This window comes from Hymenobacter ruber, from assembly GCF_054783255.1.
In genome coordinates this window covers 2,015,342-2,039,351 of record NZ_BAAGQX010000004.1, presented here as the reverse complement: position 1 = coordinate 2,039,351, position 24,010 = coordinate 2,015,342, and the positions used below count along the sequence as shown (strand labels likewise).

At 59.3% G+C, this 24,010-nt stretch carries 25 protein-coding genes; 9 read left to right on the top strand and 16 right to left on the bottom strand.

All coding sequences use genetic code 11. The features are described 5' to 3' along the window. The first annotated feature begins 427 nt into the window (after positions 1-427). The gene (locus ACYVM5_RS19260; protein WP_460619717.1) at positions 428-3,058 is read left to right on the top strand and encodes a valine--tRNA ligase; all 2,631 of its coding nucleotides are present in this window, start codon (positions 428-430) and stop codon (positions 3,056-3,058) included. A 135-nt stretch (positions 3,059-3,193) separates the two neighbouring features. Next, positions 3,194-3,628, top strand: coding sequence for a hypothetical protein (locus tag ACYVM5_RS19255; RefSeq protein ID WP_460619716.1), 435 nt, complete (start codon positions 3,194-3,196; stop codon positions 3,626-3,628). Positions 3,629-3,642: 14 nt separating this feature from the next. Here the strand turns inward: ACYVM5_RS19255 and ACYVM5_RS19250 are convergent, their stop codons facing one another. The 14 genes from ACYVM5_RS19250 to ACYVM5_RS19185 form a co-directional block, all read right to left on the bottom strand. Continuing rightward, on the bottom strand, positions 3,643-3,840 hold the full coding sequence (locus ACYVM5_RS19250; RefSeq protein WP_198068127.1) for a hypothetical protein: 198 nt from the start codon (positions 3,838-3,840) through the stop codon (positions 3,643-3,645). 60 nt (positions 3,841-3,900) lie between these two features. Further along, a complete protein-coding gene (locus ACYVM5_RS19245; protein WP_460619715.1) occupies positions 3,901-5,295 on the bottom strand; it encodes a dihydrolipoamide acetyltransferase family protein in 1,395 nt (464 codons plus the stop codon). A gap of 157 nt (positions 5,296-5,452) precedes the next feature. Beyond that, positions 5,453-5,839, bottom strand: a complete 387-nt coding sequence (locus ACYVM5_RS19240; protein WP_460619714.1) for an energy transducer TonB — start codon at positions 5,837-5,839, stop codon at positions 5,453-5,455. Between the two features lie 206 nt (positions 5,840-6,045). Further along, positions 6,046-6,453 carry a hypothetical protein gene (locus ACYVM5_RS19235; protein ID WP_460619713.1) on the bottom strand — a complete coding sequence of 136 codons (408 nt, stop codon included), beginning with the start codon at positions 6,451-6,453 and terminating at the stop codon, positions 6,046-6,048. A gap of 80 nt (positions 6,454-6,533) precedes the next feature. Next, entirely contained in the window at positions 6,534-6,902 is a 369-nt protein-coding gene (locus ACYVM5_RS19230) for a hypothetical protein (protein WP_460619712.1), read from the bottom strand. A gap of 140 nt (positions 6,903-7,042) precedes the next feature. Then, positions 7,043-8,389, bottom strand: a complete 1,347-nt coding sequence (gene accC / locus ACYVM5_RS19225; protein WP_460619711.1) for an acetyl-CoA carboxylase biotin carboxylase subunit — start codon at positions 8,387-8,389, stop codon at positions 7,043-7,045. Between the two features lie 126 nt (positions 8,390-8,515). Further along, the gene (gene accB, locus ACYVM5_RS19220; RefSeq protein WP_460620204.1) at positions 8,516-8,986 is read right to left on the bottom strand and encodes an acetyl-CoA carboxylase biotin carboxyl carrier protein; all 471 of its coding nucleotides are present in this window, start codon (positions 8,984-8,986) and stop codon (positions 8,516-8,518) included. Positions 8,987-9,071: 85 nt separating this feature from the next. Beyond that, complete coding sequence (efp, locus tag ACYVM5_RS19215; protein ID WP_190922262.1) at positions 9,072-9,635, bottom strand: elongation factor P; 564 nt, start codon at positions 9,633-9,635, stop codon at positions 9,072-9,074. Positions 9,636-9,771: 136 nt separating this feature from the next. Then, on the bottom strand, positions 9,772-10,782 hold the full coding sequence (locus tag ACYVM5_RS19210; protein ID WP_460619710.1) for a beta-ketoacyl-ACP synthase III: 1,011 nt from the start codon (positions 10,780-10,782) through the stop codon (positions 9,772-9,774). Between the two features lie 149 nt (positions 10,783-10,931). After that, complete coding sequence (gene plsX, locus ACYVM5_RS19205; RefSeq protein ID WP_460619709.1) at positions 10,932-11,873, bottom strand: phosphate acyltransferase; 942 nt, start codon at positions 11,871-11,873, stop codon at positions 10,932-10,934. Positions 11,874-11,991: 118 nt separating this feature from the next. Next, positions 11,992-12,222: a large ribosomal subunit protein bL32 gene (rpmF, locus tag ACYVM5_RS19200; protein ID WP_460619708.1), complete on the bottom strand. Its 231-nt coding sequence runs from the start codon at positions 12,220-12,222 to the stop codon at positions 11,992-11,994. A 68-nt stretch (positions 12,223-12,290) separates the two neighbouring features. After that, complete coding sequence (locus tag ACYVM5_RS19195) at positions 12,291-12,824, bottom strand: YceD family protein (protein ID WP_460619707.1); 534 nt, start codon at positions 12,822-12,824, stop codon at positions 12,291-12,293. Between the two features lie 103 nt (positions 12,825-12,927). Beyond that, on the bottom strand, positions 12,928-13,962 hold the full coding sequence (gene pdxA, locus ACYVM5_RS19190) for a PdxA family dehydrogenase (RefSeq protein WP_460619706.1): 1,035 nt from the start codon (positions 13,960-13,962) through the stop codon (positions 12,928-12,930). Positions 13,963-14,101: 139 nt separating this feature from the next. Beyond that, positions 14,102-15,559, bottom strand: coding sequence for a leucyl aminopeptidase family protein (locus ACYVM5_RS19185; protein ID WP_460619705.1), 1,458 nt, complete (start codon positions 15,557-15,559; stop codon positions 14,102-14,104). A gap of 226 nt (positions 15,560-15,785) precedes the next feature. Here ACYVM5_RS19185 and rsmA point away from each other — a divergent pair, with 226 nt between their 5' ends. The 6 genes from rsmA to ACYVM5_RS19155 all read left to right on the top strand — a co-directional run bounded on the left by rsmA (position 15,786) and on the right by ACYVM5_RS19155 (position 20,502). Continuing rightward, positions 15,786-16,616 carry a ribosomal RNA small subunit methyltransferase A gene (gene rsmA, locus ACYVM5_RS19180; RefSeq protein WP_460619704.1) on the top strand — a complete coding sequence of 277 codons (831 nt, stop codon included), beginning with the start codon at positions 15,786-15,788 and terminating at the stop codon, positions 16,614-16,616. Between the two features lie 17 nt (positions 16,617-16,633). Next, a complete protein-coding gene (locus tag ACYVM5_RS19175; protein WP_460619703.1) occupies positions 16,634-17,059 on the top strand; it encodes a hypothetical protein in 426 nt (141 codons plus the stop codon). Beyond that, positions 17,053-18,021, top strand: a complete 969-nt coding sequence (locus ACYVM5_RS19170) for an NAD(P)-dependent oxidoreductase (protein WP_460619702.1) — start codon at positions 17,053-17,055, stop codon at positions 18,019-18,021. The genes ACYVM5_RS19175 and ACYVM5_RS19170 overlap by 7 nt, the downstream gene beginning before the upstream one ends. 101 nt (positions 18,022-18,122) lie before the next feature. Next, on the top strand, positions 18,123-18,599 hold the full coding sequence (greA, locus tag ACYVM5_RS19165; protein WP_460619701.1) for a GreA/GreB family elongation factor: 477 nt from the start codon (positions 18,123-18,125) through the stop codon (positions 18,597-18,599). 146 nt (positions 18,600-18,745) lie between these two features. After that, the gene (locus ACYVM5_RS19160) at positions 18,746-19,576 is read left to right on the top strand and encodes a nuclease A inhibitor family protein (protein WP_460619700.1); all 831 of its coding nucleotides are present in this window, start codon (positions 18,746-18,748) and stop codon (positions 19,574-19,576) included. A gap of 101 nt (positions 19,577-19,677) precedes the next feature. Beyond that, positions 19,678-20,502, top strand: a complete 825-nt coding sequence (locus ACYVM5_RS19155) for an alpha/beta hydrolase (protein WP_460619699.1) — start codon at positions 19,678-19,680, stop codon at positions 20,500-20,502. A gap of 68 nt (positions 20,503-20,570) precedes the next feature. Here ACYVM5_RS19155 and ACYVM5_RS19150 read toward each other — a convergent pair whose 3' ends face one another. Then, complete coding sequence (locus tag ACYVM5_RS19150) at positions 20,571-22,037, bottom strand: DNA/RNA non-specific endonuclease (protein WP_460619698.1); 1,467 nt, start codon at positions 22,035-22,037, stop codon at positions 20,571-20,573. A gap of 105 nt (positions 22,038-22,142) precedes the next feature. On the opposite strand from ACYVM5_RS19150, the gene ACYVM5_RS19145 reads away from it, so the two are divergent. Then, on the top strand, positions 22,143-22,868 hold the full coding sequence (locus tag ACYVM5_RS19145) for a Bax inhibitor-1/YccA family protein (protein ID WP_460619697.1): 726 nt from the start codon (positions 22,143-22,145) through the stop codon (positions 22,866-22,868). Positions 22,869-23,002: 134 nt separating this feature from the next. Here the strand turns inward: ACYVM5_RS19145 and ACYVM5_RS19140 are convergent, their stop codons facing one another. Continuing rightward, positions 23,003-23,884 (bottom strand): alpha/beta hydrolase, encoded by an 882-nt coding sequence (locus ACYVM5_RS19140; RefSeq protein WP_460619696.1) that lies wholly within the window; start codon positions 23,882-23,884, stop codon positions 23,003-23,005. Positions 23,885-24,010 lie beyond the last annotated feature (126 nt).

Genomic DNA, 24,010 nt, shown 5'->3' with positions numbered 1-24,010 from the left:
TAACCGGAGGTGCAGGTTTACGAAAAGAAAAGAGCGAAGCCATGAAATTTTGCGAAGCAACAAACTGAATCTCTCGGAAGGTACAAACAGCGAATTAAACTTTCAGCGTTAAATACGGTCGACGACTTTCAAAACGATAGGGTTGTAGTGGGCTTATTGAATCAATTATTTGACTAATAAAAGCATTTTATAAATTTTATGTATTTGAAAATCAGCGCAATATTATTTTATAAAAATGACTTTTGACAAGGATGTGTCGTTGGTAGCTAAATGGTTGTAAAAGGGCTGACATCGGTGAATTTTCTATTAATGCCGTGGAGCTCTTTGAAACTCAAACAGAGTAATAAGTTAGGTTGGGGTTGAGTAGCTTATTCTCCCGCAGTTCTAATGCCTATTTTTGTTGCTTCTGCTACTTGCACAACTCTCCATGTCCCTCGCCACCACCTATTCGCCTACCGACGTTGAAGCCAAATGGTACCAACGCTGGCAGGAGCAGGGCTTTTTCAAAGCCAAACCCAACCCCAAAAAGAAGCCCTACACCGTAGTCATTCCGCCGCCCAACGTGACGGGCGTGCTCCACATGGGGCACATGCTCAACAATACGATTCAGGACGTGCTGGTGCGCCGCGCTCGCATGCAGGGCAAGGAAGCCTGCTGGGTGCCCGGCACCGACCACGCCAGCATCGCCACCGAGGCCAAAGTAGTGGCCCAGCTCAAGGAGCAAGGCATCAACAAAACTGACCTCACTCGCGAGCAATTCCTCAGCCACGCCTTCGAGTGGAAGGACAAGTACGGCGGCATCATTCTGGAGCAGCTCAAGCAGCTCGGCGCCTCCTGCGATTGGGACCGCACGCGCTTCACGATGGAGCCGGATTTGACTGATGCTGTACTCCGCGTGTTTGTGGATTTGTATAACAAAGGCCTGATTTACCGCGGTGTCCGCATGGTGAACTGGGACCCCGAAGGCCGCACCGCCATCTCCGATGAGGAGGTGATTGCCAAGGATGTGCAGGCCAAGATGTACTACCTCAAATACGCCGTGGTAGGGCAGGAGGGCCAGTTTCTGACCGTGGCCACCTCGCGCCCCGAAACCATCATGGCTGACGTGGCCGTAGCCGTGAACCCCAACGACCCGCGCTACGCTCACCTGGCCGGCCAGAAAGTGCGTATCCCGCTACTGGGCCGCGAAATCCCGGTGATTTTTGACGAGTACGTGTCGATGGACTTCGGTACGGGCGCACTGAAGGTGACGCCCGCACACGACCTGAACGACTACGAGCTGGGCGTGAAGCATAACCTGCCCGTTATCGACATTCTGGCCGATAACGGCACGCTGAACGAGAAGGCCGTGCTCTACGTGGGGCAGGACCGGTTTGCCGCGCGCAAGCAGATTGCCAAGGATTTGCAGGAAGCCGGCCTGCTCGAAAAAATCGAGGAGTACGCCAGCATCGTGCAAACGTCGGAGCGCACCAAGGCGGTGATTGAGCCCAAGCTCAGCCTGCAGTGGTTCATGAAGATGGAGCAGATGGCCAAGCCCGCGCTCGACGTAGTGGAGAACGACACCGTGAAGCTGCACCCGCCCAAGTTCAAGAACATGTACCGGGCCTGGATGGAGAACGTGCGTGACTGGTGCATCTCGCGCCAGCTCTGGTGGGGCCAGCAGATTCCGGCCTACTATCTGCCCGATGGCACCTTCGTAGTCGCCCTCACCGCCGAGGATGCCCTGCAGCAAGCCATTGCCCAGAGTGGCAAGGCTGATATGCAGCTCTCCGATTTGCGCCAGGACGAGGACGTGCTCGATACCTGGTTTTCGTCGTGGCTGTGGCCGATTTCGGTGTTCGACGGCTTCAAAGACCCCGACAACGCCGACATCAACTATTTCTACCCCACCAATGACCTGGTGACCGGGCCTGACATCCTCTTCTTCTGGGTGGCCCGCATGATTATGGCCGGTCTGGAATACCGCCAGGAAGTGCCGTTCAAAAACGTGTACCTCACCGGCATCGTACGCGACGCGCAGGGCCGCAAAATGAGCAAGCAGCTCGGCAACTCGCCCGACCCGCTCGACCTCATCGCCCAGTACGGTGCCGATGGCGTGCGCACCGGCATGCTGTTTTCGGCCCCCGCCGGCAACGATTTGCTCTACGACGTGAAGCTGGTGGAGCAGGGCCGCAACTTCTCCAACAAGCTCTGGAACGCTTTCCGCCTCGTAAAAGGCTGGGAAGCTGATGCCTCGCTGCCTTTTGTGAATGAGAAGGCCGTGACGTGGTTCAATGCCAAGTTGCAGGCCGCCATCGTGGAGATGGACGACCATTTCGAGAAATTCCGGATGTCGGATGCGCTGATGACCATTTACAAGCTGGTGTGGGACGATTTCTGCGCCCAGTACCTGGAGATGGTGAAGCCCGCCTACCAGCATCCCATCGATGCCGAAAGCCTGCGCCACACCACCGCCTACCTCGAAACGCTGCTCAAGCTGCTGCACCCCTTCATGCCCTTCATCACCGAAGAGCTGTGGCACGAGCTGGCCGAGCGCGGCCCCCGTGACTACGTGACCGTGGCCCCCTGGCCCCGTGCCATCGCCCCCGCCAACAGCGCCGAAACCCTGGCCAACATGGACAAGGCCCTAGCCATCGTTGCCGGCATACGCACCGTGCGCAACCAGAAAAACCTCGGCCCCAACAAGCCGCTGACGCTGGTAGCCAAAACCGACGAGCCGCAGCTGGTGACCGATTACGAAGGCATCATCCGCAAGCTGGGCAGCATTTCGGAGGTGAGCTTTGCCGAAGCCGGCCCCGCCGCCTCGGTGAGCTTCGTGCTGGGCGGTAGCGAGTTTTTCATCCCGCTCGAAGGCCACATCGACATGGCCGCCGAGCGCACCCGCCTCGAAAAAGAGCTGGAATACGCCCAGGGCTTCCGCGATTCGGTGCAGAAGAAACTTGGCAACGAGAAGTTCGCCCAGAACGCCAAGCCCGAAGTATTGGAAAAGGAACGCCAGAAACTGGCCGATGCGGAGGCAAAAATCGCCGCGCTGGAACAGGCGCTGAAAGGCTTGTAACTTCGGACTGGTAAATTTTCAGAAATAAGAAAAGCCGCTTCTGAGAACCAGAAGCGGCTTTTCTTATTTCTGACGTTAAAGGGATAAAACCAGCCCCGCGACATTTTTTATGATATTCAAGTAGTTGTCGTTACTATGAATTTTCCAAAGACTGCAGACGATGTAGAAAGTGAAATCCTAGTCTCTGTTGGCAAATACAGGGAACACCAAAGCCTCCGAATCAGGCAATTGGCATACGTTCTGCAAAAGGTGGACCCCGAAATAGTTGTGGAGGGTGTAATTATGATTTTGGAGCGGGAAAGTGATGCGGATGATTACTCACAGCAGGAATTCGCCGGCCAACTTTTAGAAGTTATCTGTCCAAAGTCACAAAAAGACTTAAAGCAAGTGTTACAACGGGCTCTAAAAGGGTGGAATAAAAGCGTTGCGCAATTTCCTTTCTGGCTGAGAGACAACTACGGTATTGATAAACTGAAAGAGGAGTTTGCCGAATTAGAGTTGACTGAAACAGAAAAGGACAAGCTGCAGACCATGAAATGGTGGCTGCGTTTAAATGAATCCAGCACCTAAAGGCTACGCAATGATTACTGCGGAATTCCGCCCGGCTGTTTTTTTTGCAAGGGTGCGAGCTGGTTCTGAAGCTGGAATGTGACCTTTTGACAATCAGCAAAGCGCTGCTCCGATAGTTTCAGCGCCTTTTCGGTGGCATCGAGTTGTTGGTATAAATAGCCGATGAGGCCCAGTGCCAGCACCAGAGCTCCGAGGAAAACAATGTTTTTCATGGTTCAAAAGAAAAGCCCACCCGCCAGGGATGGGCTTTTTTAATAGTATCAAACAGGAAATTAAATCGCCGTATTCGGGTCGAACTGCTCCAGATAATCAGCCACTTTGCGCACGAACATACCGCCGAGTGAGCCGTCTACCACGCGGTGGTCGTAGCTGTGGCTCAGGAACATGAACTGGCGAATGCCGATGAGGTCGCCCTGCGGCGTTTCAATCACGGCCGGTTTCTTCTTGATGGCGCCGACGGCCATGATAGCTACCTGCGGCTGCATGATGATGGGCGTGCCCATCACGTTGCCGAACGAGCCCACGTTGCTCAGCGTGTAGGTGCCGCCTTCGAGGTCTTCCGGCTTCAGCTTGTTGATGCGGGCACGGTTGGCCAGGTCGTTCACCTTCTTGGTCAGGCCGTTGAGGTTGAGCTGGTCGGCATTGTGGATGACGGGGACAATGAGGTTGCCACTGGGCAGGGCCACGGCTACGCCGATGTTGATGTCGCGCTTCTTGATGATGTAGTCGCCATCAATCGACACGTTAATCAGCGGGAAGTCCTGGATGGCGCGGGCCACGGCCTGGATGAAGATGGGCGTGAAGGTGAGGTTTTCGCCCTCGCGCTTCTTGTAGGCATCCTTGTGCTTGTTGCGCCAGTTCGCAATGTTGGTTACGTCGGCTTCCACGAAGCTGGTGACGTGCGGCGAAATGCGCTTCGAGTCCACCATGCGCTGCGCAATCATCTTGCGCATCCGGTCCATCTCAATCAGTTCCTGGCCGCCGCTCACGCTGGGTACCGGCTTGACGCTCGCCGCCGGGGCCGGAGTGGAAGCTGCTGCAGGAGCGGGAGCCGTCGGGGCAACTTGCGGTTGCGGAGCAGCCGCCGGAGCCTGCACCGAAGCCGTAGCTGCGGCGGTGCCAGTCAGCGAGGGCTTGCCAGCCGCCACGTAGTCGAGAATATCTTTCTTGGTGACGCGGTTTTCCTTGCCGGTGCCGGGCAGGTATTCCAGGTCCGTCATGCTCACGCCTTCTTCGCGGGCAATGCTGAGCACCAGCGGCGAGAGGAAGCGGCCGGGCTGATGCTCGGCACCCGCTACGGCGGCCACGGGCTGGGGAGCCTGCGGCTCGGGCAGGTAGGGCACGGCGCTGCCGTTGCTGGAAGGCGCGGGGGCGGCCTGCGGAGCAGCCGGGGCGCTGGCCGGTGCCGCAGCACCAGCGGCGGCCGCATCGGTTTCCATGATGGCGATGGGCGCGCCCACGGCCACAACCTGGCCTTCCTGCACCAGAATTTCCGTCAGCACGCCGGCGTAGATGGCCGGCACTTCGGTATCAACTTTATCGGTGGCTACTTCCAGCACTGATTCATCCTGCTCAATCGTGTCGCCAACTTGCTTGAGCCATTTCAGGACGGTGCCTTCCATGATGCTTTCGCCCATCTTGGGCATCGTCATTTCCACTCGTGCCATAGGTAAGGAGGGGTATTTTGGGGTAAGTGAGGGTGGGGTGGGAGTTTGGTGCCGCAAAGGTAGCCCAAAAGCCCAACGCCCCCGCCGCAATGTGCGGCGGGGGCGTTGGGGAATCATTTTTAACATTGGTAACCAGTTCGGGGCAAACCGGAAATCATCAATTGATAGTGAATTTGAAGGTGTAATACCCCGTGGCTCCGCCCGGTTTTGTTCCAACCTGCTCGAAGCGAGCCTGCAGCAACGCCTGCCGACATAGTGATTCCTGCCTGGCCGAAACGGTGCTGCTGACCGGGAGCACAGATTCGATGGTTCCCTCCTTGTTAATCACAATCTTAAAACGAACTTCTCCCGATTTGTCGTCAACAGCCTCAGCAACAGGCCTGACTGTAAATCGCCAGCCAGTGGTATCGAGCGGGGTACCGGTTCTGACCTGATTTGGCCGAAACAATGGTGCCGCGGATAGCTCCGGCTTCGGAAGCGTTTGCGCCGGAGCATTTCCCAATGAAAAAACGGCCAGAACATTTAATAAAAAGAATACACGCATGATGGTAGCGAAGATGGGGCACAATAAGGGCGATAATTGCTGGAAGTTGTTGCGGGGCCGTAGCTATTTGCCATTATTGTTTTGCCAATGACCACTGCAGCGGTTATTTCTTCGATGACAGTCTTTCAAAATAAGACGTAAAAAGCGCAAGGGTGAAATGAGGCCTATGCCTTTTCCGCGACATTCCGCATTTCAGCCTACCAGCATCATTGCGGCACCGCCAGCGCCTTGAAATGCTTGGGCCGGAGACGCCACCGCACCTGGGGCGGCAGCGGCCAGCCCTGCTCGTACTGCCGTACCACGCCGCCTTCCCGTTCCTGGCTGTAGCGCCAGTACTGCCGGGTGCCCAGCGCCGTGGGCACCACGCCAATCAGGCCCAGCAGCACCCCCGCGCCCGTTTGCCCGTGCACCAGCTCGAAGCCCATGCCCGTGAGGCCAGCCATGCCGTAGCCGGAATCGCGCATGCCCTTGAAGCGCCGCTCCCGAAATAAATTGTGCACGGCATAGGCCGTATCGCGGGGCGGCAGCGGGGCCACCGCCTGGGCCCCGGCGCGGCGCAGCGGGCCGGAAATGAGAACGAAGAGCAGGCAAGCCGGGAGAAGCCGTGGACGCATAGAGTAACAAAAAAGGGCCGAAACTCTCCGTAAGAGTTCCGGCCCCAGGAGCAAGGTTACACGCCTGGCTGGGCAGTGCGCTACTGCGTCACCGTAATTTTCGGGAGTCCTTCCTCCGTCAAATCCCCGCCCCGTTCAGCCGCATTTTTCTCAAACTTCGAAAAGCAAATCGTGCGGTTCGAAGCATAGCGACTGGTGGGGTCGTTGATGATGACGACGTGATTGAACGTGCCAAACTCCTTGCCCTCATACATCAGGGTCTGCTTGATGCCCAGGTCGGGCTTGTTCACCACGTCCACGTAAATGTTTCGGCCCACGCCCTTCGGGCCCGGCTTGGCAAAGAGCACCGTAGTTTCGATGCTGCCGGTGCAGGAATCGGCGCAGGAGGTGAGCCCAAGGCAACTGGCCGTCCCCGCCGCAGCAACAAGGAATTTAAAAAGGCTATGCATGGTACGCTAACTAAAAGGCGAAGCCCCAGTAGAGCGGCATTCGCTGGTGCGAGTGTCGCCCTGCTGGGGCTTTAAATTGGAAAGAAACGCATTTGCAATCAATCGATGAACCGCCCCGCCGACGCGACAAGGCAAACGCCCTAAATCGTCGAGAAATCGAACGACTGCTCCAGAAAAGCCGTCGTGAAATTTCCTTCCTTAAAATCCGCGTTGTCCATCAGGGCGAGGTGGAAGGGGATGGTCGTTTTCACGCCTTCCACCACAAACTCGCTCAGGGCGCGCTTCATCTTCACGATGCACTCCTCCCGGGTCTGGGCCACGGTGATGAGCTTGGCAATCATCGAATCGTAGTTGGGCGGAATCTGGTAGCCCGCATACACGTGCGTATCCACGCGCACGCCGTGGCCGCCGGGGATGTGCAACGTGGTGATGCGGCCGGGCGCGGGCCGGAAGCCGTTGCGCGGGTCCTCGGCATTGATGCGGCACTCCATGGCGTGCATCTTGGGATAGTAGTTTTTGCCCGAAATCGGGATGCCCGCCGCCACCTTGATTTGCTCCTTAATCAGGTCGTAGTTGATGATTTCCTCCGTCACGGGGTGCTCCACCTGGATGCGGGTGTTCATCTCCATGAAGTAGAAATCCCGGTTGGCATCCACCAGAAACTCAATCGTGCCCACGCCCTCATAGCCAATAGCGGCTGCGCCCGCAATGGCTGCTTTGCCCATCTTCTCACGCAGCGCGTCCGTCATAAACGGCGACGGCGCCTCTTCCACCAGCTTCTGGTGGCGGCGCTGGATGCTACAGTCGCGCTCCGACAAGTGGCAGACGTGCCCGAACTGGTCGCCCACAATCTGCACCTCAATGTGGCGCGGCTCCACCACGTACTTCTCCAGGTACATGCCGTCGTTGCCAAACGCGGCCTTCGATTCCGTGCGCGCGTCGTCCCAGTGCTTCTGGAACTCGTCGTCGGAATGAATGATGCGCATGCCGCGCCCGCCGCCCCCGGCCGTGGCCTTGATGATGACGGGGTATTTGATTTTGTTGGCAATTTTCTTGCCCTGCTCCACCGATTCGAGCAAGCCCTGCGAGCCCGGTACCACCGGCACACCGGCCTTAATCATGGTTGCCTTGGCCGTGGCCTTGTCGCCCATCTGGTTAATCATCTCAGGCGAAGCCCCGATAAACTTAATGCCGTTTTCGGCGCAGATGCGCGAGAATTCCGCATTTTCGCTCAGGAAGCCGTAACCAGGGTGAATGGCATCGGCGTTGGTGATTTCGCAGGCCGCAATCAGGTTGGGCATGCTCAGGTAGCTGTCTTTAGAGGCCGGCGGCCCGATGCACACGGCCTCATCGGCAAACTTCACGTGCAGGCTTTCTTTATCAGCAGTCGAGTACACGGCCACCGTTTTGATGCCCATTTCCTTGCAGGTGCGGATAATGCGCAGGGCAATTTCGCCCCGGTTGGCGATGAGTATTTTCTTGAACATTTGGGTGGGAGGGTCAGGGTTAAAACCTGTCATCCTGAGCGGAGCGAAGGACCTTATCACGTTTGAACGACTCGTTCCGACTTGATAGGGTCCTTCGCTCCGCTCAGGATGACAAAGGGGGAAAAACTACTCAATCAAAAACAACGGCTGGTCGTATTCAACCGGCGTGGCGTTGTCCACCAGCGCCTTCACAATGCGGCCGCTTTCTTCGGCTTCAATCTCGTTGAACAGCTTCATCGCCTCAATGATGCAGATAACCTGGCCTTTCTCCACCATGTCGCCCACCTGCACAAAAGCAGGCGCCTCGGGGCCGCTGCTGCGGTAGAAAGTGCCAATCATGGGCGCTTTCAGGGGCTTATAGTTGCCAGCAGGCGCTTCTGTGGCGGCCGGGGCGGCGGGAGCGGCCGCCGCAACTGGTGCGGGGGCTGCGGCTACGGGCGCGGGCGCGTGAGCTACCGGAGCTGCCATCGTCGTCACGTGCTTGGTGTTGGGGTCGCGCTGCACCGAGATTTTAAATTCTTCGGTTTCAATGTTGACCTTGTTCAAGCCCGATTTGGCGATAAAATCGAGCAGTTCCTGGAGTTCTTTGGCTTTCATTGCAGCGTCCTTTTTGGGCGGGTTTGACATGTTCAATCAGCGGCTAATTGCGCGCTGTCAGCTATTATACTAACGGCTTAAGTTATTATTTTACGCGCTCAACGTAGCTGTAGTCGCTGGTTTTAATGCGGATTTTGGTGTCCACATCGATGAACAGCGGCACCTGGATGCGGGCCCCGGTCTCCACGGTGGCAGGCTTCAGGGTGTTGGTGGCAGTGTCGCCACGCAGGCCGGGCTCGGTATACGTTACCACCAGGTCCACGGTGGTGGGCAGTTCGGCAGTGAGGGGCATTTCGGTTTCGGCGTGCATGAGGATGGTCACGTCCTGGCCTTCCTTCATCAGGTCGGCAAAGGGCACCATTTCCTCGGGCAGCACCACTTGCTCGAAATCTTCCTTGTTCATGAACGTGTAGCCGTAGTCGTCCTTGTAGAGGAACTGGTGGGGGCGCTGCTCTACGCGAGCTGTTTCCACTTTCACACCGGCGTTGAAGGTGTTATCAATGGTGCGGCCGGTTTTGATGTTGCGCATCTTGGTACGCACAAAGGCGGGGCCTTTGCCGGGCTTCACGTGCTGAAACTCGGTGATGACGTGCAGCTCGTTGTTGTAATTGAGAACGAGCCCGTTGCGGAAGTCGGCGGTTGATGCCATGGTTTCTAAACTTTTAGCTGATAGCCAGTAGCTATGAGCTTTTTTGTGGGTGTTTTTGTGAGCGGTTATTCAAAAGCCCTTGGCTATTAAACAACCGGGAATCCAAAGGAGTGACAAAGCTAACAGCTAACGGCCATTAGCTAACCGCCACGCGGTCGCCATCATACGCCCATTTGAGGTAGATGGAGCCCCAGGTGAAGCCGCCGCCGAAGGCTGCCAGCACCAGGTTGTCGCCGCGCCGCAGCTGGCTTTCGTAGTCGGCCAGGCACAGCGGAATGGTGGCGTTGGTGGTGTTGCCGTAGCGGTCGATGTTGAGCATTACTTTCTCCGGCCCCACGCCCATGCGGTTGGCTGTAGCGTCAATAATGCGCTTATTGGCCTGGTGGGGTACTAGGAAGGCCACATCGTCTTTGCTGAGGTGGTTGCGCTCCATTACCTGGGCGGCCACGTCGGCCATGCTTTTCACGGCGAATTTGAAAACCGTCGCGCCCTCCTGGTAGATGTAGTGTTCCTTGGCATCCACGGTGGCGTGGGAGGGCGGGCGGCGGCTGCCGCCGGCTTTCTGGTGCAGGTAGGCCTCGCCCGAGCCGTCGGTGCGCAGCACCTGGTCGAGAATGCCGAAACCCTCGGTGCTGGGTTCGAGCAACACGGCCGCCGCGCCGTCGCCAAACAGAATGCAGTTGGCGCGGTCGGTGTAATCCACGATGGCCGACATTTTATCGGCCCCCACCACAATTACTTTTTTGTGCGTGCCGGCCTGAATGTATTGCGCGCCCGTGGCCAGCGCAAAGAGGAAGGTCGAGCACGCCGCGTTCATGTCGAAGCTGAACGCCTTGGTAACGCCCACACCATTGGAAATGATGTTGGCCGTGGCCGGAAACAGCAAATCGGGCGTAGTGGTGGCGCAAATCAGTAGCTCCACGTCCTCGGGATTGGTGCCGGTTTTTTCCAGAAGCCGCCGCACTGCCTTGATGCCCATCACGGAAGTACCCTGGTTCTCGCCCTTCAGAATGCGCCGCTCCCGGATGCCGGTGCGCGACATAATCCATTCGTCGTTGGTATCCACCAGCTTTTCAAGCTCGGCATTGGTAAGCACGTAGTCGGGCACATAAGAGCCCACACCAGTGATGGCGGCAGTAATCTTCATACGGGCAAAAGTAGGCGGGGCAAGCGTAAAATGGGAATGCGAGCGGCGGTGCGGCCGGAAATAGCCACCCAACGCTCCGGCAATGAGCGCCCAAGCGTCTAAAAAAAATCCGGCCGAAGCCGGAAGTTTTTCACCGCCGGGGACCGGGGCTAGGACTTAAAAGTAGCCTTAATTTGGTCAACAATCCCGGAGTCGGCCATGTTGAAGCCCTGCACCAGCATGTTGCCGATGGCCAAAGGCGTGCTGCGCCCGTGCCCGATAATTGCGTTGTCGTTGATGCCTAGGATGGGCGAGCCACCCACGGCTTCGTAGTTGAATTTGTCGAAGAATGGGTCGTGAATGTGCTTGGCCTCCATCAGTTCGTAGATGGATTCGGCCATTTTCAGCAGAATGTTGCCTGTGAAGCCGTCGCACACAATCACGTCGGCTTTGTCGTTGAACATGTCGCGGCCTTCCACGTTGCCCACGAAATTGATGTGCGGGTTCACCTTCAGCAGCTGGTGCGCGGCCTGGGTGATGGGCGTGCCCTTGCCCTCTTCTTCGCCGAGGTTCACGAGGCCCACTTTGGGCTGCTCGATGCCCAGCACGTAGCGGGCATACAAAAAGCCGAGCTCGCCGAATTGCTCCAGCATTTCGGGCTTGCATTCGGCATTGGCTCCCACATCCAGCAGGATGCCGAATTCGCCCGTCATTTTGGGAACGAAGTTGGCAATGGCCGGGCGAATCACGCCGGGCACGGCCTTCACCGTAAGCATGGCCCCCACGAGCATGGCACCCGTGTTGCCGGCCGAGCAAAAGGCATCGACTTCGCCCGTGAGGAGCATTTTGTAGCCCACGGCAATGCTCGAATCCTGCTTCTGCTGGAAGGCTTTGGCAGGGTGCTCGCCCATGTCGATAACCTGCGACGCGGGAACGAACTCAAGCGCGGCTCCGGCGGGGCCGGCAGCCTGAAGCAGGGGACGCACCGCGTCTTCCTGGCCGATGAGGACAATGGTAGCCTTACCGGCGAGTTGTTCGGCGGCCAGCAGGGCACCCGCCACGGCGGCTTGGGGGGCGAAATCGCCGCCCATTGCGTCGAGGGCTATTTTCATGAAAGAGGTGTTTGGAGGGAGGTCAGCGGAATGCGAAAGTACCAAAAATCCGGCCCCGCTGGCTTAAAAAAGGAGCGAAGCCGGACCTAGTGGTGCCGCGAAGTAACAACCAAACGCGCTATTCGTCGTCGCCGGTAGCATCAGCCGCAGGAGCGACGTTGGTCTTCGAGTAGTTTTTGATGGCCAACTGGCCGTTGTGATACAGGTCGCCATCCACTACGTACGCCTTGTGGCGCAGGTGCAGCTCGCCCGTGTTGGGGCACAAGGTCACGGCCTTAGGGGTCAGCTTGTAGTGGGTACGACGCTTGTCGCGAACGGCGGAAGAGGTGCGGCGCTTAGGATGTGCCATGGTTTAGTTGAAATTAGGGGATTGAAGTTGCGGTTAACGAGTGGGGAGCGACTCGGGGCACTGACGGATTAATTCAAATTGCGCAGCGCGGCCCAGCGGGGGTCGGCCGGCTCGTCGTCGTCGGGCGCATCATCGGCAGGACGGGTGCTGAAGATGAGCTTGGTCGGCGCGTCGGGGTTGTCGTCGGCCTCGTTCTGGAAGCGCGGGTGCAGCTTCTTCATGGGCAGGGCCAACCCGATGTAGTCGTAAAGATGCTGGGCGAGGGGCAGGGTCTGGGTTTCGGGCGTGATTTGCAGCACGTTGTCGTCCAGTTCCTTGGCTTCGTCACCGAAGCGCACCAGCAGTTGTTCGTGAATATCCAGCGGCTGGTCGAACTCGTCGAGGCTCCGGTCGCAGGTGAGCTGCACGGTGCCGGTGATGTGGAAGTTCAGCGTCATCAGCCGCTCGGTTTTAATGAGCTCCACGTCGGCGTGCAGGTGGCCTTGCTCCACCAGCGGCTGGTCGAATAAGGCGAAGAATTCGGGACCTAACTCGAACTCAAAGTGGTGCGTTTTCAGCGCCAGCTTGGCTAAGTTGAGGTCGTATTTGCTTTCTTTTTTCACGGTCGCTTGGATAGCAGGGGGCAAAAGTAGTGAAAATCCGGCTTTTTGCCAAAAAAACAGCTAAGTTTCTCGGTGGCAAGGTGTCGGAAAAGCCCTTGTACGGCTACCGTGCCGAGCGTGGCTGGGCATCTTCCCAACGCTGCTTCCAGATGTCGCAGGCCAAGTACACGGCGGCGCGGAAGGAGGATTCGTCGGCTTTGTACTGGCCGGCGAGGCCGTAGGCGGTGCCGTGGTCGGGCGAGGTGCGGACTACGGGCAGGCCGGCGGTGAAGTTTACGCCGCGCTCGAAGGCCATGAGCTTGAAAGGAATCAGGCCTTGGTCGTGGTAGAGGGCCAGCGTGGCGTCGAACTGCCGGAACTGCTGGGTGCCGAAGTAGCCATCGGCCGGGAAGGGGCCGACGACGAGGTGACCGTCGTGGGCGAACTGCTGAATAACGGGTGTCACGATGTCGCCTTCTTCCTTGCCCAGCAGGCCGTTTTCGCCGGCGTGGGGGTTGAGGCCGAGCACGGCAATGCGTGGCTTAAGGATGCCAAAGTCGTTTTTGAGCGACTTGAGCAGCAGGGTGATTTTGGTGCGCAGCAGTTCAGCCGTGAGCTTGGCGGGTACATCTTTGAGCGGGACGTGGCCGGTGACAGTGGCAATGCGCAGGCCGGCATCCTCGTCCACCAGAAACATCAGGCTCTCGGGGGCTTCGAAATAGCTGGTGAGAAACTCGGTGTGGCCGGGGTAGCGGAAATCGTCGGACTGGGTGTTGTCTTTGCTGATGGGCGCGGTCACAATGCCGTCGAGTTTGCCGGCTTTGAGGTCGCGGGCGGCACAGAGCAGGCTTTCGCGGGCGGCCGCGCCGGTAGCGGCAGATGGCTGGCCGGGGGCGAGGGCGAAGTCCTCATCCCAGCAGGTTACGGCGTTGAGGCGGCCGGGGGCAATGTCGGCAGCATCGCGCAGCTGGCGAAACTGGAGGTGCTCGGTATCGGCCGGGGTGGGGAAATCGTCGAACAGCGCCGTGGCCGTGCCGTAGATGACGGGCGTGCAGATTTTCAGCAGGCGCTCATCGAGCAGGGTTTTGTAAATGACTTCGGGGCCGATGCCGGCGAGGTCGCCCACGGAAAAGCCGAGGCGGGGGAGGTTTTGGGGCATGTTGTGTATTAGACGGTCATGCTGAGCAAGCGCAGTGGAATCGAAGTGTCTCTACTTCAATGGCATTCAAACTGATGGCAACGAAGCGGTAGAGATGCGTCGACTCCGCTGCGCTCGCTTAGCATGACGTTCTTTAATATTAGGCAATCTGCTTGGTCAGAAACTCATACAGCAGGCGTACGCCCACGCCGGTGCCACCTTTGCCGCGGTAATTTTCGGGCGCGGTGAGGTAGGCCGGGCCGGCGATGTCGAGGTGAATCCAGGGGTAGCCTTCGGCGAAGCGCTCCAGAAATTTGGCGGCGGAGATGTGGCCGGCTTCGCCCTTGCCCAGGTTGCTGAGGTCGGCAATGTCGGACTTGATGTGGTCGGCGTACTCATCCCAGAGCGGAAACTCTACGAGGCGCTCGTGCACCGCGTAGCCAGCTTCGGAGAGCTTTTGCATAGTGGCAGGCTCGGCGGTGCCCATCGAGGCGCTGGCTTCGGTGCCGAGAGCGCGCACGGCGGCACCGGTAAGCGTGGCGAGGTCGATGACCAGCTCGGGCTCGTAGCGCTTGGCAAAGCTGAGGGCGTCGGCGAGGAGCAGGCGGCCTTCTGCGTCGGTGTTTTTTACTTCGACGGTGAGGCCGGAGTGCATCGTGATGACGTCGCCAGGGGCGTAGGCGAGGCCGCCGGGGCGGTTGTCGGTGGCGGGCACGAGGCCGATGACGTGCAGCGGCACCTGGTTTTTGGCCAGGGCGAAAAGCGTGCCGGCCACGGCCGCGCCGCCGGCCATGTCGCACTTCATCATATCCATGCTGTTGGGCGTGGGCTTGAGGCTGAGGCCGCCGGTATCGAACACCACGCCTTTGCCGACGAGGACGTAGGGCTTGGTGTTTCTAGCGTTCGCGGGCTTGTATTCGAGGATGCTGAAGGTGGGCGGCTCTGGCGAGCCGAGGTTAACGGCGAGTAGGCCGCCCATGCGCAGGGCTTCGATTTTGGCCAGGTCGAGGATGTCGGTGGTGTAGCCGGCTTCGTCTCCGGCCTGGGCCATGCGCTCGGCAAACTGCACGGCGTTCAGCTTATTGAGCGGAGCGTTGACGAGGTCGCGGGCCAGTTGCACGCCGGCGAGCAGGTTGGCAAGCTCATGAATTTTGGCTACTGAGGTCTGGCCATTCACCAGGTAAACCGTTTTCAGCGCTGGAGCTTTGAGCGACTTCTCGTCGGTCTTGTAGCCTTCGAACTGGTAGGCAGTCAAGGCTAAGCCTTCGGCCAGCAGCAGGGCCGCGTTGGGCGTGGCGCTGAGGTTCTGGATGAAAACTTCGACGGTTTTTTCGGCTTTCAGTCGGCCGTGGAGGGTGTTGCCGGCGCGGCGGAGCTGCTCGGCTACCTGGGCGGGGGTGGGCTTGTCGGCGAGCACCACGAAGTAGTGGTGGTGGCTGAAATGGTTGAGGTGAACGAGCTTTTGGTCGTCGGCGAGGGCGGTGTTCACGTACTGGCGGGCGGCGGCCGCAAGGTCGCCGGCGGCGGCATCGGGCAGGGTAGTGGTGCCAGCGGGCAGGATGAAAACCTGGGTGGACTGGGCCGGCGCGGCGGCCGCGTGAGCGAGGGCTGAGGACATAAGCGGAGTTGGAGGCCGTAGATTTGAGGCCGCAAGGTACTGTTTAGGTAGCGAGGTTTTTCTGACGTTCGGAATAGCGCGTTGCTTCAGCCCAAACAGACCGTCATGCAGAGCGCAGCGAAGCATCTTTACCACAGTAGCAAATAATACTTCCACAACGAAGCGGTAAAGATGCTTCGCTGCGCTCTGCATGACGGACAATTAACACCCTTAAATCCCCATTCGCGTGAATACCGTCCGCCCCAAAAAGCACTTAGGCCAGCACTTTCTGGCCGACCCGAATATTGCCCGCAACATCGTAGGCGCGCTGCAACTGCCCGATGGGGTGAAGGAAGTGCTCGAAATCGGGCCGGGCATGGGCGTGCTCACGCAGTACCTGCTCCAGAACCCTGCCTACCAGACCAGCGTGGTGGAGATTGATACCGAATCGGTGGCCTACCTGAAAGTGCATTACCCGGCGTTGGCCGACCGCATCTACGCCACCGACTTTCTGAAGCAGAGCCTGGCCACGCTGTTTCCGGACCAGCCGCTGGCCATCATCGGCAACTTCCCTTACAACATCAGCAGCCAGATTTTTTTCGCCGTGCTCAACAACCGCCAGCAGGTGCGCGAGGTGGTGGGCATGATTCAGAAGGAAGTGGCCCAGCGCCTGGCCGAGCCGCCCGGCTCGAAAACCTACGGCATCTTGAGCGTGCTGCTGCAGGCCTTCTATAAGATTGAGTACCTGTTTACGGTGCCGCCGCACGTGTTCAACCCGCCGCCCAAGGTCGAGTCGGCTGTGGTGCGTCTCACCCGCAACGACGTGCAGCAGCTGGACTGCGACGAAAAGCTGTTTTTCCGGGTGGTGAAGCAGGCGTTCCAAACGCGACGCAAGACGCTGCGCAACGCCTTGAAACCGTTTGGGATGCCCGCCGAGACGACGACGGACGCCCTTTTCGAACGCCGCGCCGAAACGCTGAGCGTGGCTGATTTTGTGGCGCTGACGCGGCATGTGGCGCAGCATCAGGCGGGCGGCGCATCCTTGCCGGATTTAAATATCAATGATGTGGCGGATTGACCCATAGTCGTTAATTCATGAGGAAGTTTCCACGATTCACGAAGCTGCTGCCGCTGCTGTTGTTGCTGCTAGCCGGCTGTTTCTGGGGTGATGAATATGAGACACGTCATTTGATAGGGCATTATTATCTGGATGAGGTTGAGCCCGATGCCGGAGCATGGTATCTGCACTTCGAGGATGAGGAATTTGGCTTGGCGGATGCACTATTTAATTGTCAGATTGTAGAGGCCGGCTTTAATGAGCGGTGCATAATTGTGCGGGCAATCTGCACCAATCCACAATTCTACATCGTACCCGTAACGCATACAAAAGACCGGGAAACAGCCCGTAGCAGCATTAAAGGCCCTCTTTCCAGGCAACAATTTCAAACTGAATTGAGAAGAATCTGCGGTGATGAATTGCCCCAATTCGATTCTAAGCTGACCAATCCGAGCAAATGGTAACTACATGCCTCGTTGTCGACGAAATGCACCCCTCGCTGCAGCCGCTGCTGCAAAGCATCGGGGTCGAGATTGATTATCAACCCAGCCTCACCGCTGCTGAAGTGCCGGCCGCGCTGGCCGCGAAACGCTACGAAGGCTTGGTGGTGCGTAGCAAGCTGCGCGTGACGGCCGACCTGCTCGCCCACGGCCCGCATTTGCGCTACGTGGCCCGCGCCGGCGCCGGCACCGATAATATTGACGAAGCCGCAATGGCCGCGGCCGGCGTGACGCTGCTAAATGCACCCGAGGGCAACCGCGACGCGGTGGGTGAATTTGCCGTGGGGCTGCTGCTGGGGCTGCTACGCAACATCGCGCGGGCCGACCACGAGGTGCGCAATGGGCAATGGCGGCGTGAGGCCAATCGGGGGACCGAAATCGGCGGCAAAACCATCGGGCTGCTGGGCTACGGGCACATGGGGCGGGCGTTTGCGCGGCGGCTGGGGGCGTTTGGCTGCACCGTACTGGCGCATGACAGTGACCCGGCGGTGCGCACCGACGGCCATGCCACGCTGGTGCCGCTGAATGAGCTGCAGGCCCGGGCCGACGTGCTCAGCCTGCACATTCCATATTCGGCTGCCAACCACCATTTTGTGAATGAAAGTTTTCTGGTCGGTTTCGCCAAGCCGGTTTGGGTGATGAACACGGCGCGGGGCGAAGTGGTGGACCAGGCCGCGTTGGTGCAGGCGCTGCGGGCCGGCACGGTGCGTGGCGCGGCCCTCGACGTGCTCGATAATGAGAAGCTCAACAGCCTCAGTCCGGCCCAGCAGGCCACGTTCGACTTCCTGCGAACTGCTCCCAATGTGGTGCTTACACCGCACGTAGGGGGGTGGACGTTTGAAAGTTATGCCCGCATCAACGAGGTGCTGATGGAGAAAATTCAGGCTTTTCGGGCCGGGGTGCCGGGGGCAAACGCGGGGAGCTAATTCGTTTTGCGTATCTTTGCCATGAACCTAAGAAGGGAGAACGGTTGGCAGTGCCAGCCGTTCTCCTTGCTTTTTAGCCAAACCGTCAAGCATCTACTCCCATGGCCACCACCATCAATTATTACACCCCCGAGGGCCTGCAAAAACTGAAGGATGACCTCCAGGACCTCAAAATCCGGGGCCGGGCCAAGGCCGCTGAAGACCTGCGCGAAGCCCGCGACAAAGGCGACCTGAGCGAGAACGCCGAATACGACGCCGCCAAGGACGCCCAGGGCCTGCTGGAACTCAAAATATCAAAGCTCGAAGAAGTGCTGGGCAATGCCCGCCTCATCGACGAAACCAATATGGATTTCAGCAAGGTGCTCATCATGAGCAAGGTGAAGCTGAAAAACCTGAAAAATAACATGGTGCTCGACTATACCCTGGTGGCCGAGGAAGAAGCCAACCTGGCCGCCGGCAAAATCTCGGTGAAGTCGCCCATTGGCAAAGGGCTGCTGGGCAAATCGGCCGGCGACACGGCCGAAATTGTGGTGCCCGCCGGCAAGCTGCAGTTTCAGATTCTGGAGATTTCGCGGTAGATTTTTTTTCGCTGCAAGCCTCAAGTTGTAAGCCGCAAGCATCGTTAGGTGCTTGCGGCTTTTTTGTGGAGAAGCGGCCGGACTCCGGGTAATATGAGAAAAAGCTTGCAGCTTGCAGCCTAAAGCTTACAGCTCAAAACCAACCCATGCCTTCGATTTTCTCCCGCATCGTTTCCGGCGAATTGCCGGCTTATAAGGTAGCCGAGGACGGCCGCCACCTGGCCTTTCTCGACATCACGCCGCTGGTGGAAGGCCACGCGCTGGTGATTCCGAAAAAGGAGGTCGACTACATCTTCGACATGCCGGCCGATGAACTGGCGGCGTTGCACGTCTTTGCGCAACGCGTGGCCAAGGCCGTGCAGGCCGCTGTGCCCTGCAAGCGCATTGGCGTGGCCGTGATTGGGCTGGAAGTGCCGCACGCCCATATTCACCTCATTCCGATGAACAAGGTGTCGGACATGAACTTTGCTAACCCCAAAATCAAGGTGCCTGAGGAGCGGATGAAGGAGCTGGCCGCCGCAATTGCTGCCAAAGTGGAGGGCGGCAGCGGCCTGAACGAGGCCAAACCTACCGGGGCCGATGCCAGCGCCGCCGTGCCGGCCGAGCTGCAAAAGCAGGTGGCCGGCCTGCACTTTATGAGTGAATCGGACGCCCCGTTGGAAGCCGTGGCCTACGCCGCACCGGGCGGCGAGCTCAGCAACGCCGCGCTGCTGAAGCTGCTGGGCGAGCCCGCCGGCGCCAAATTGGAAACCGTGGAGCTGACCCAGTTCCTGCGCAACCATACGGCCGACGATGGCGTGCTCGGCGACGTGGCGCTGTCGAACCGCTACAAGGCGCTGCAAATGTTTATGAAACAGGACATGGACGGCGTGCAGGTGTACCGCGTGGGGGTGGGGCCGCAAATTCATGCCTACGCTTTGGGACGCATGATGGACGGCACGCTGGCCGGCTTCAAAACCGTGCTGACGGAAACCTGATACTAACGAACGGCTCCGGCCTTTTTAGGCACGATTGCAACGGTGGGGATGAAAGGCTGTCAGTAGCGACAGTCTTTCATCCCCATTCTCGTTTTTTGCTTATGCGCCGCCTCGTACTGCTAAGCTGCTTACTGTTACTGAACTCCTGGGCCTGGGCGCTTAAACCCAGCCGCGAGTGGGTGGCCACGCCCGACTCGCTGGGCCTACGCTACCAGACTACCGCCCTCACCACGCCCGACCACGCCCAACTGGCCGGCTGGATAGTGGAGCCCGCCGCCAATGTGCCCGACCGGCACACCACGATGGTAATGGCCTACGGCGACATGAATAACATGTCGTATTTCCTGTGGCAGGCGCGGGCACTGAGCCAGGGCGGCTACCGGGTGTACTTGTTCGATTACCGCGGCTTCGGGCACAGCAGCGACTTTGCTATCGACGGGCAGCGGCTCTATTACCCCGAGTTCAGCACCGACCTGCGCACCGTGTTGGCCGATGCCCGGCACCGTTACCCGCGCAGCCGCACGGGCATCATCGGCTACTCGATGGGCACCATTATGGGCTCGGAAGTAGCGGCCCGGGGTGGGTGTGATTTCCTGATTGCCGAAGGCTACGTGGCCAGCCCGCAGCGCATTGTGGCTGAGCAATTCGGGCGCTATCAGAAAACGGTGACGCTACCTGCCGAGGCCGCCGACTACGCGCTGGAAGCCCGCCGCGTGAACTGCCCCTGGCTGCTGATAGGCGGCACCGGCGACCACAACACGCCGCTAGCCGATTCCGTGTTGATAGCGCGGCAAGCCCGTTGGTTGCAGCGCCGGCAGGTGCTGTGCTTCGAGGGCGGCCACGGGGAAGGCTTCTATAAGCTGAGCGAGGCTGAGTATGGCGACAAATACGTGCGGGAGGTGACGCGCTTTCTGGCCAGGAAGTAGCACGGACTTTTAGTTCGCGAGTAAAATAGATGTGATTGAACTCGCGGACTACAAAGTCCGCGCTGCAACTACTCGGCCCGGCCGCTGTCCACCAGCTTTTGCAGGCGGGCCTGGGCGTCGCGGGGCAGGGCGCTGAGCAAATCCAGGCCGGTGGCGGCTTCGATTTTATCTACGGAAGTCAAGTACTGCCGCCAGTCGGGGCTCACGGTGTTGTTGTCGTTGGGCGTGTCGATGGCGAGCACGCGCACGGCGGGGTCGGTGGCAATGCGCTGGAGGTCGTTGGTGCCGTCGGGTAGTATCACCATCACTTTCCAGATGCGGGCGGGTACCGTCACGCGGCCCTGGTCGAGGGTCTGCACGAAGCCGTTGGAACCGGTGCCGCCGCGCCCGTAGCTGCCCATTATCACGTAGATTTCCTGGCCGCGCTGCACCTGCGAGCGGCCGTACTCCTCGAGGTGGGCCCAGGTTTGCTGGTTGTTGTGCGGGGCCTGGGGCACCATGTTGGTCATCAGAAAGGTGTTGGAATTGGCGTCGAGGTCGGCGGTGCGGTCGCCGCTGGGGCAGTTGTGGCCTTTGTCGAAGCCGGAGCGGGCGTAGCTGGCGGGCGTCACCTGGTAGAACTGGCGGGGCAGGGCAGCATCGGGCCGGAAGTTGTTTTGGCGCGGGGCTTGGCCCAGGTCGGCCTTATCGATGTGCCAGCTCACCCAGTTGGGAATGCCGCGCGGCGCGTTGTAGCCGATGGTGAATTCGGGGTGGACCAGCAGGTAGTTGCTGGCATTGTTGGGGTCGGAAGTGGCGCCGCTGGGGTTGCCGAGGGCCAGGTTGGCATCGTTGGGGTCCTGTGCCTGGCCGGTGCCGGTTCCGGCCGGGTACTGGGTGGGGGCGGTTTGCGTGGCGGGCGCTTGCGGCTGGTTTCGATTCTCGAAATAGCCGCCCGTAGCCCCCGCACCCACGGCTACGGCGGGGCCAGCGGCGGTTTCGAGCACGATGTTGTCGATGTCGAGCCGGTTTTTGGGGCCGCTGGTTTTGCGGATTTCCAGGCGCAGCGGCTCGTTGGCGAGGCCGGCAAAGACGTGGGGTGTGAGCGCGGGGCCGCTGGTAACCACTGGCGCGCCGGTGCGGGCGTAGGTGCGGCCGCCGTCGCGGCTCAGCCAGAGCTCCCAGGTGCTGGGGCCGTCCTGGCCGTAGGCAGCAGCCGAGATGGTGATGCGCCGCACGCCAGCCTTGGCATCGAAGCGCATGGAAATACGGCCCAGATTGCGCAGGCGGGCGGCGCGCTCACCGGCCTTGTGGTCCTGCGGGCTTCTGCCGATGAGGGCATCCTGAAAGTGCCAGGCGCCGGTGGCCAGCGGTTCGTCGGCCTCTTCATAAGCGCCCTTGCTGCCGGCCTCGAAGGTTTCGGGGAAGGGGGCCGGGGCGGGCTGCTGGGTGGTGCGGACTTGAGAGGCGTGGGTGGCAGTGGCGGTTTCGGCCGGCTGCTGGGAGCAGGCCAGCAGGCCAAACGCGGCGAGGGTGAGATAGGCGGAAGCGTGCATGGGGCGAAGATATGCGCCGGCCCGGCCCCACTTGACCAAGTGAAAAACCAATGCGTAGCTTCGTCTCACTTATTCATCATTCCAACCTTTCACCTCAACTGTTTTATGGAAGACAATCAATTCACGCCGCAGCCCCGACGGATACAAATTTCGGCCGAAGAAGCCGCCGAAGTACAGGCCCGTTTTTTTGCGCAGGTATATGGCTGGATGGCTGCCGGACTGGGCCTGACGGGCGGCATTGCCATGTTCGCCTCTACGTCGCCGGAGCTAATAAACTTCGTTTTTGGCACTCCTTTCGTGTTCCTGGGGCTGATTATCCTGGAACTGGTGGTGGTGGGCTTTCTCTCGGCTCGCATTTTCGACTGGAGCCTAGGCAAGGTGCAGGCGGCCTTCGTGGGCTACGCCCTGCTGAATGGCGTGACACTGAGCTGTGTGTTTCTGGCCTACACGTCCTCGTCCATCGCCTCCACGTTCTTTGTTACGGCGGGCACATTTGGCGTGATGAGCCTCTTCGGCTATTTCACCAAAGCCGATTTGTCGGGCTGGGGCAAGCTGCTGAGCATGGCCGTTATCGGTTTGGTTATTGCCATGCTGGTCAATTTTTTCTTCAATAACCCGGTGGTGGAAATCATTACTTCCTTTGTCGGAGTACTGATTTTCACGGCCCTCGCTGCCTACGACACCCAGAAGCTGAAGCAGCTGGCGCTGCTGGGCATCACGGAAGGCGAGGAGGTAAGCAATAAGGCGTCCATCCTGGGCGCACTCACGCTGTACCTCGATTTTGTGAACCTGTTCCTGTTTCTGCTGCGCATTTTTGGCCGTCGGCGGTAGGCTGCTACGCTGGTGTGGTCATTCACGCTAAACAAAAAGGCCCGCTGGCAATGCCAGTGGGCCTTTTTGTTTGCCTCAGCGGGATACGGGGGCGAAGCCGGGGTTTGGGAGAATTAGCCGGGATTGCCACTTGATTAGCGCGGCACCATCACCCCGTTGGCCTGCAACGCATTGGTCAGAAACAGCACCTGGTAGGGCAGGGCCGATTGCCAGTATTCCCAGGTGTGGGCCCCGGGGCGCTCGGTGTAGTCGTGCGGGGTGTGGTTGTACACGAGGCGGCGGTGCAGCTCGCGGTTGATGTCGATGAGGCCATCGTCCACGCCGCAATCTAAGATGAGGGGCAGGCCGTTTTTATGGATTTGGTCGACCATATTTATCACCGAGTTGGTGCTGAAAAACGTGGGGTTGTCGGCCTCATTGCCCAGGATGGGGGCCATGTTTTTAACGCGCCAGGCCACTTCGTCGGGCGTGAAATGGCGGTTGGCGCTGCTCAGCTCCAGCGCGCCGCTCATGCTGCCGGCGGCGCAGTACAGGTCGGGGTGGCGGGCCGAGAGGTAGAAGGCGCCAAAGCCACCCATCGAGAGGCCGGTGATGACGCGGCCCCGGCGGTCGCGCACGGTGCGGTAGGCCTGGTCGATGGCGGGAATAACTTCCTTGGTGAGGTAGGTTTCAAACTGACTATCGGCCTTCACCGGGCTGTCAATGTAAAAGCTAAAGGTTTCGCCCTCAGGGTTCACGATAATCAGGTTGTACTGGTCGGCCAGGCGGTGTAGGAGTTGCTTGTCGGGCGTCTTGCTCAGCCAGTTATCGAAGTGGCCCCAGGCCCCGTGCAGCAGGTAAAGCACCGGGTAATTCACCTTTTTATTCTTGGCGTAGGAAGCCGGCAGTACCACGGCGGCGCGGTAGGTTTTGTGCATGGCCGCGCTCGGAATGGCGAGGGTATCGACACGGGCGGCGCGGGCGACGGTGGCGGTGAGGAACAGGCAGGCGAGAAGCAGGAAGCGGAAGCCGGGCATGGGTTGGGTTGGATGAAGGGGGGGTAAAAGGAGAACGTCATGCTTCGCGGTGTTCTGCATGGCGTTCGGGTAACATGCGGTCACTGTTCGGCTATCTTTCAAACGTACCTTTGTCGCTCTCGCATT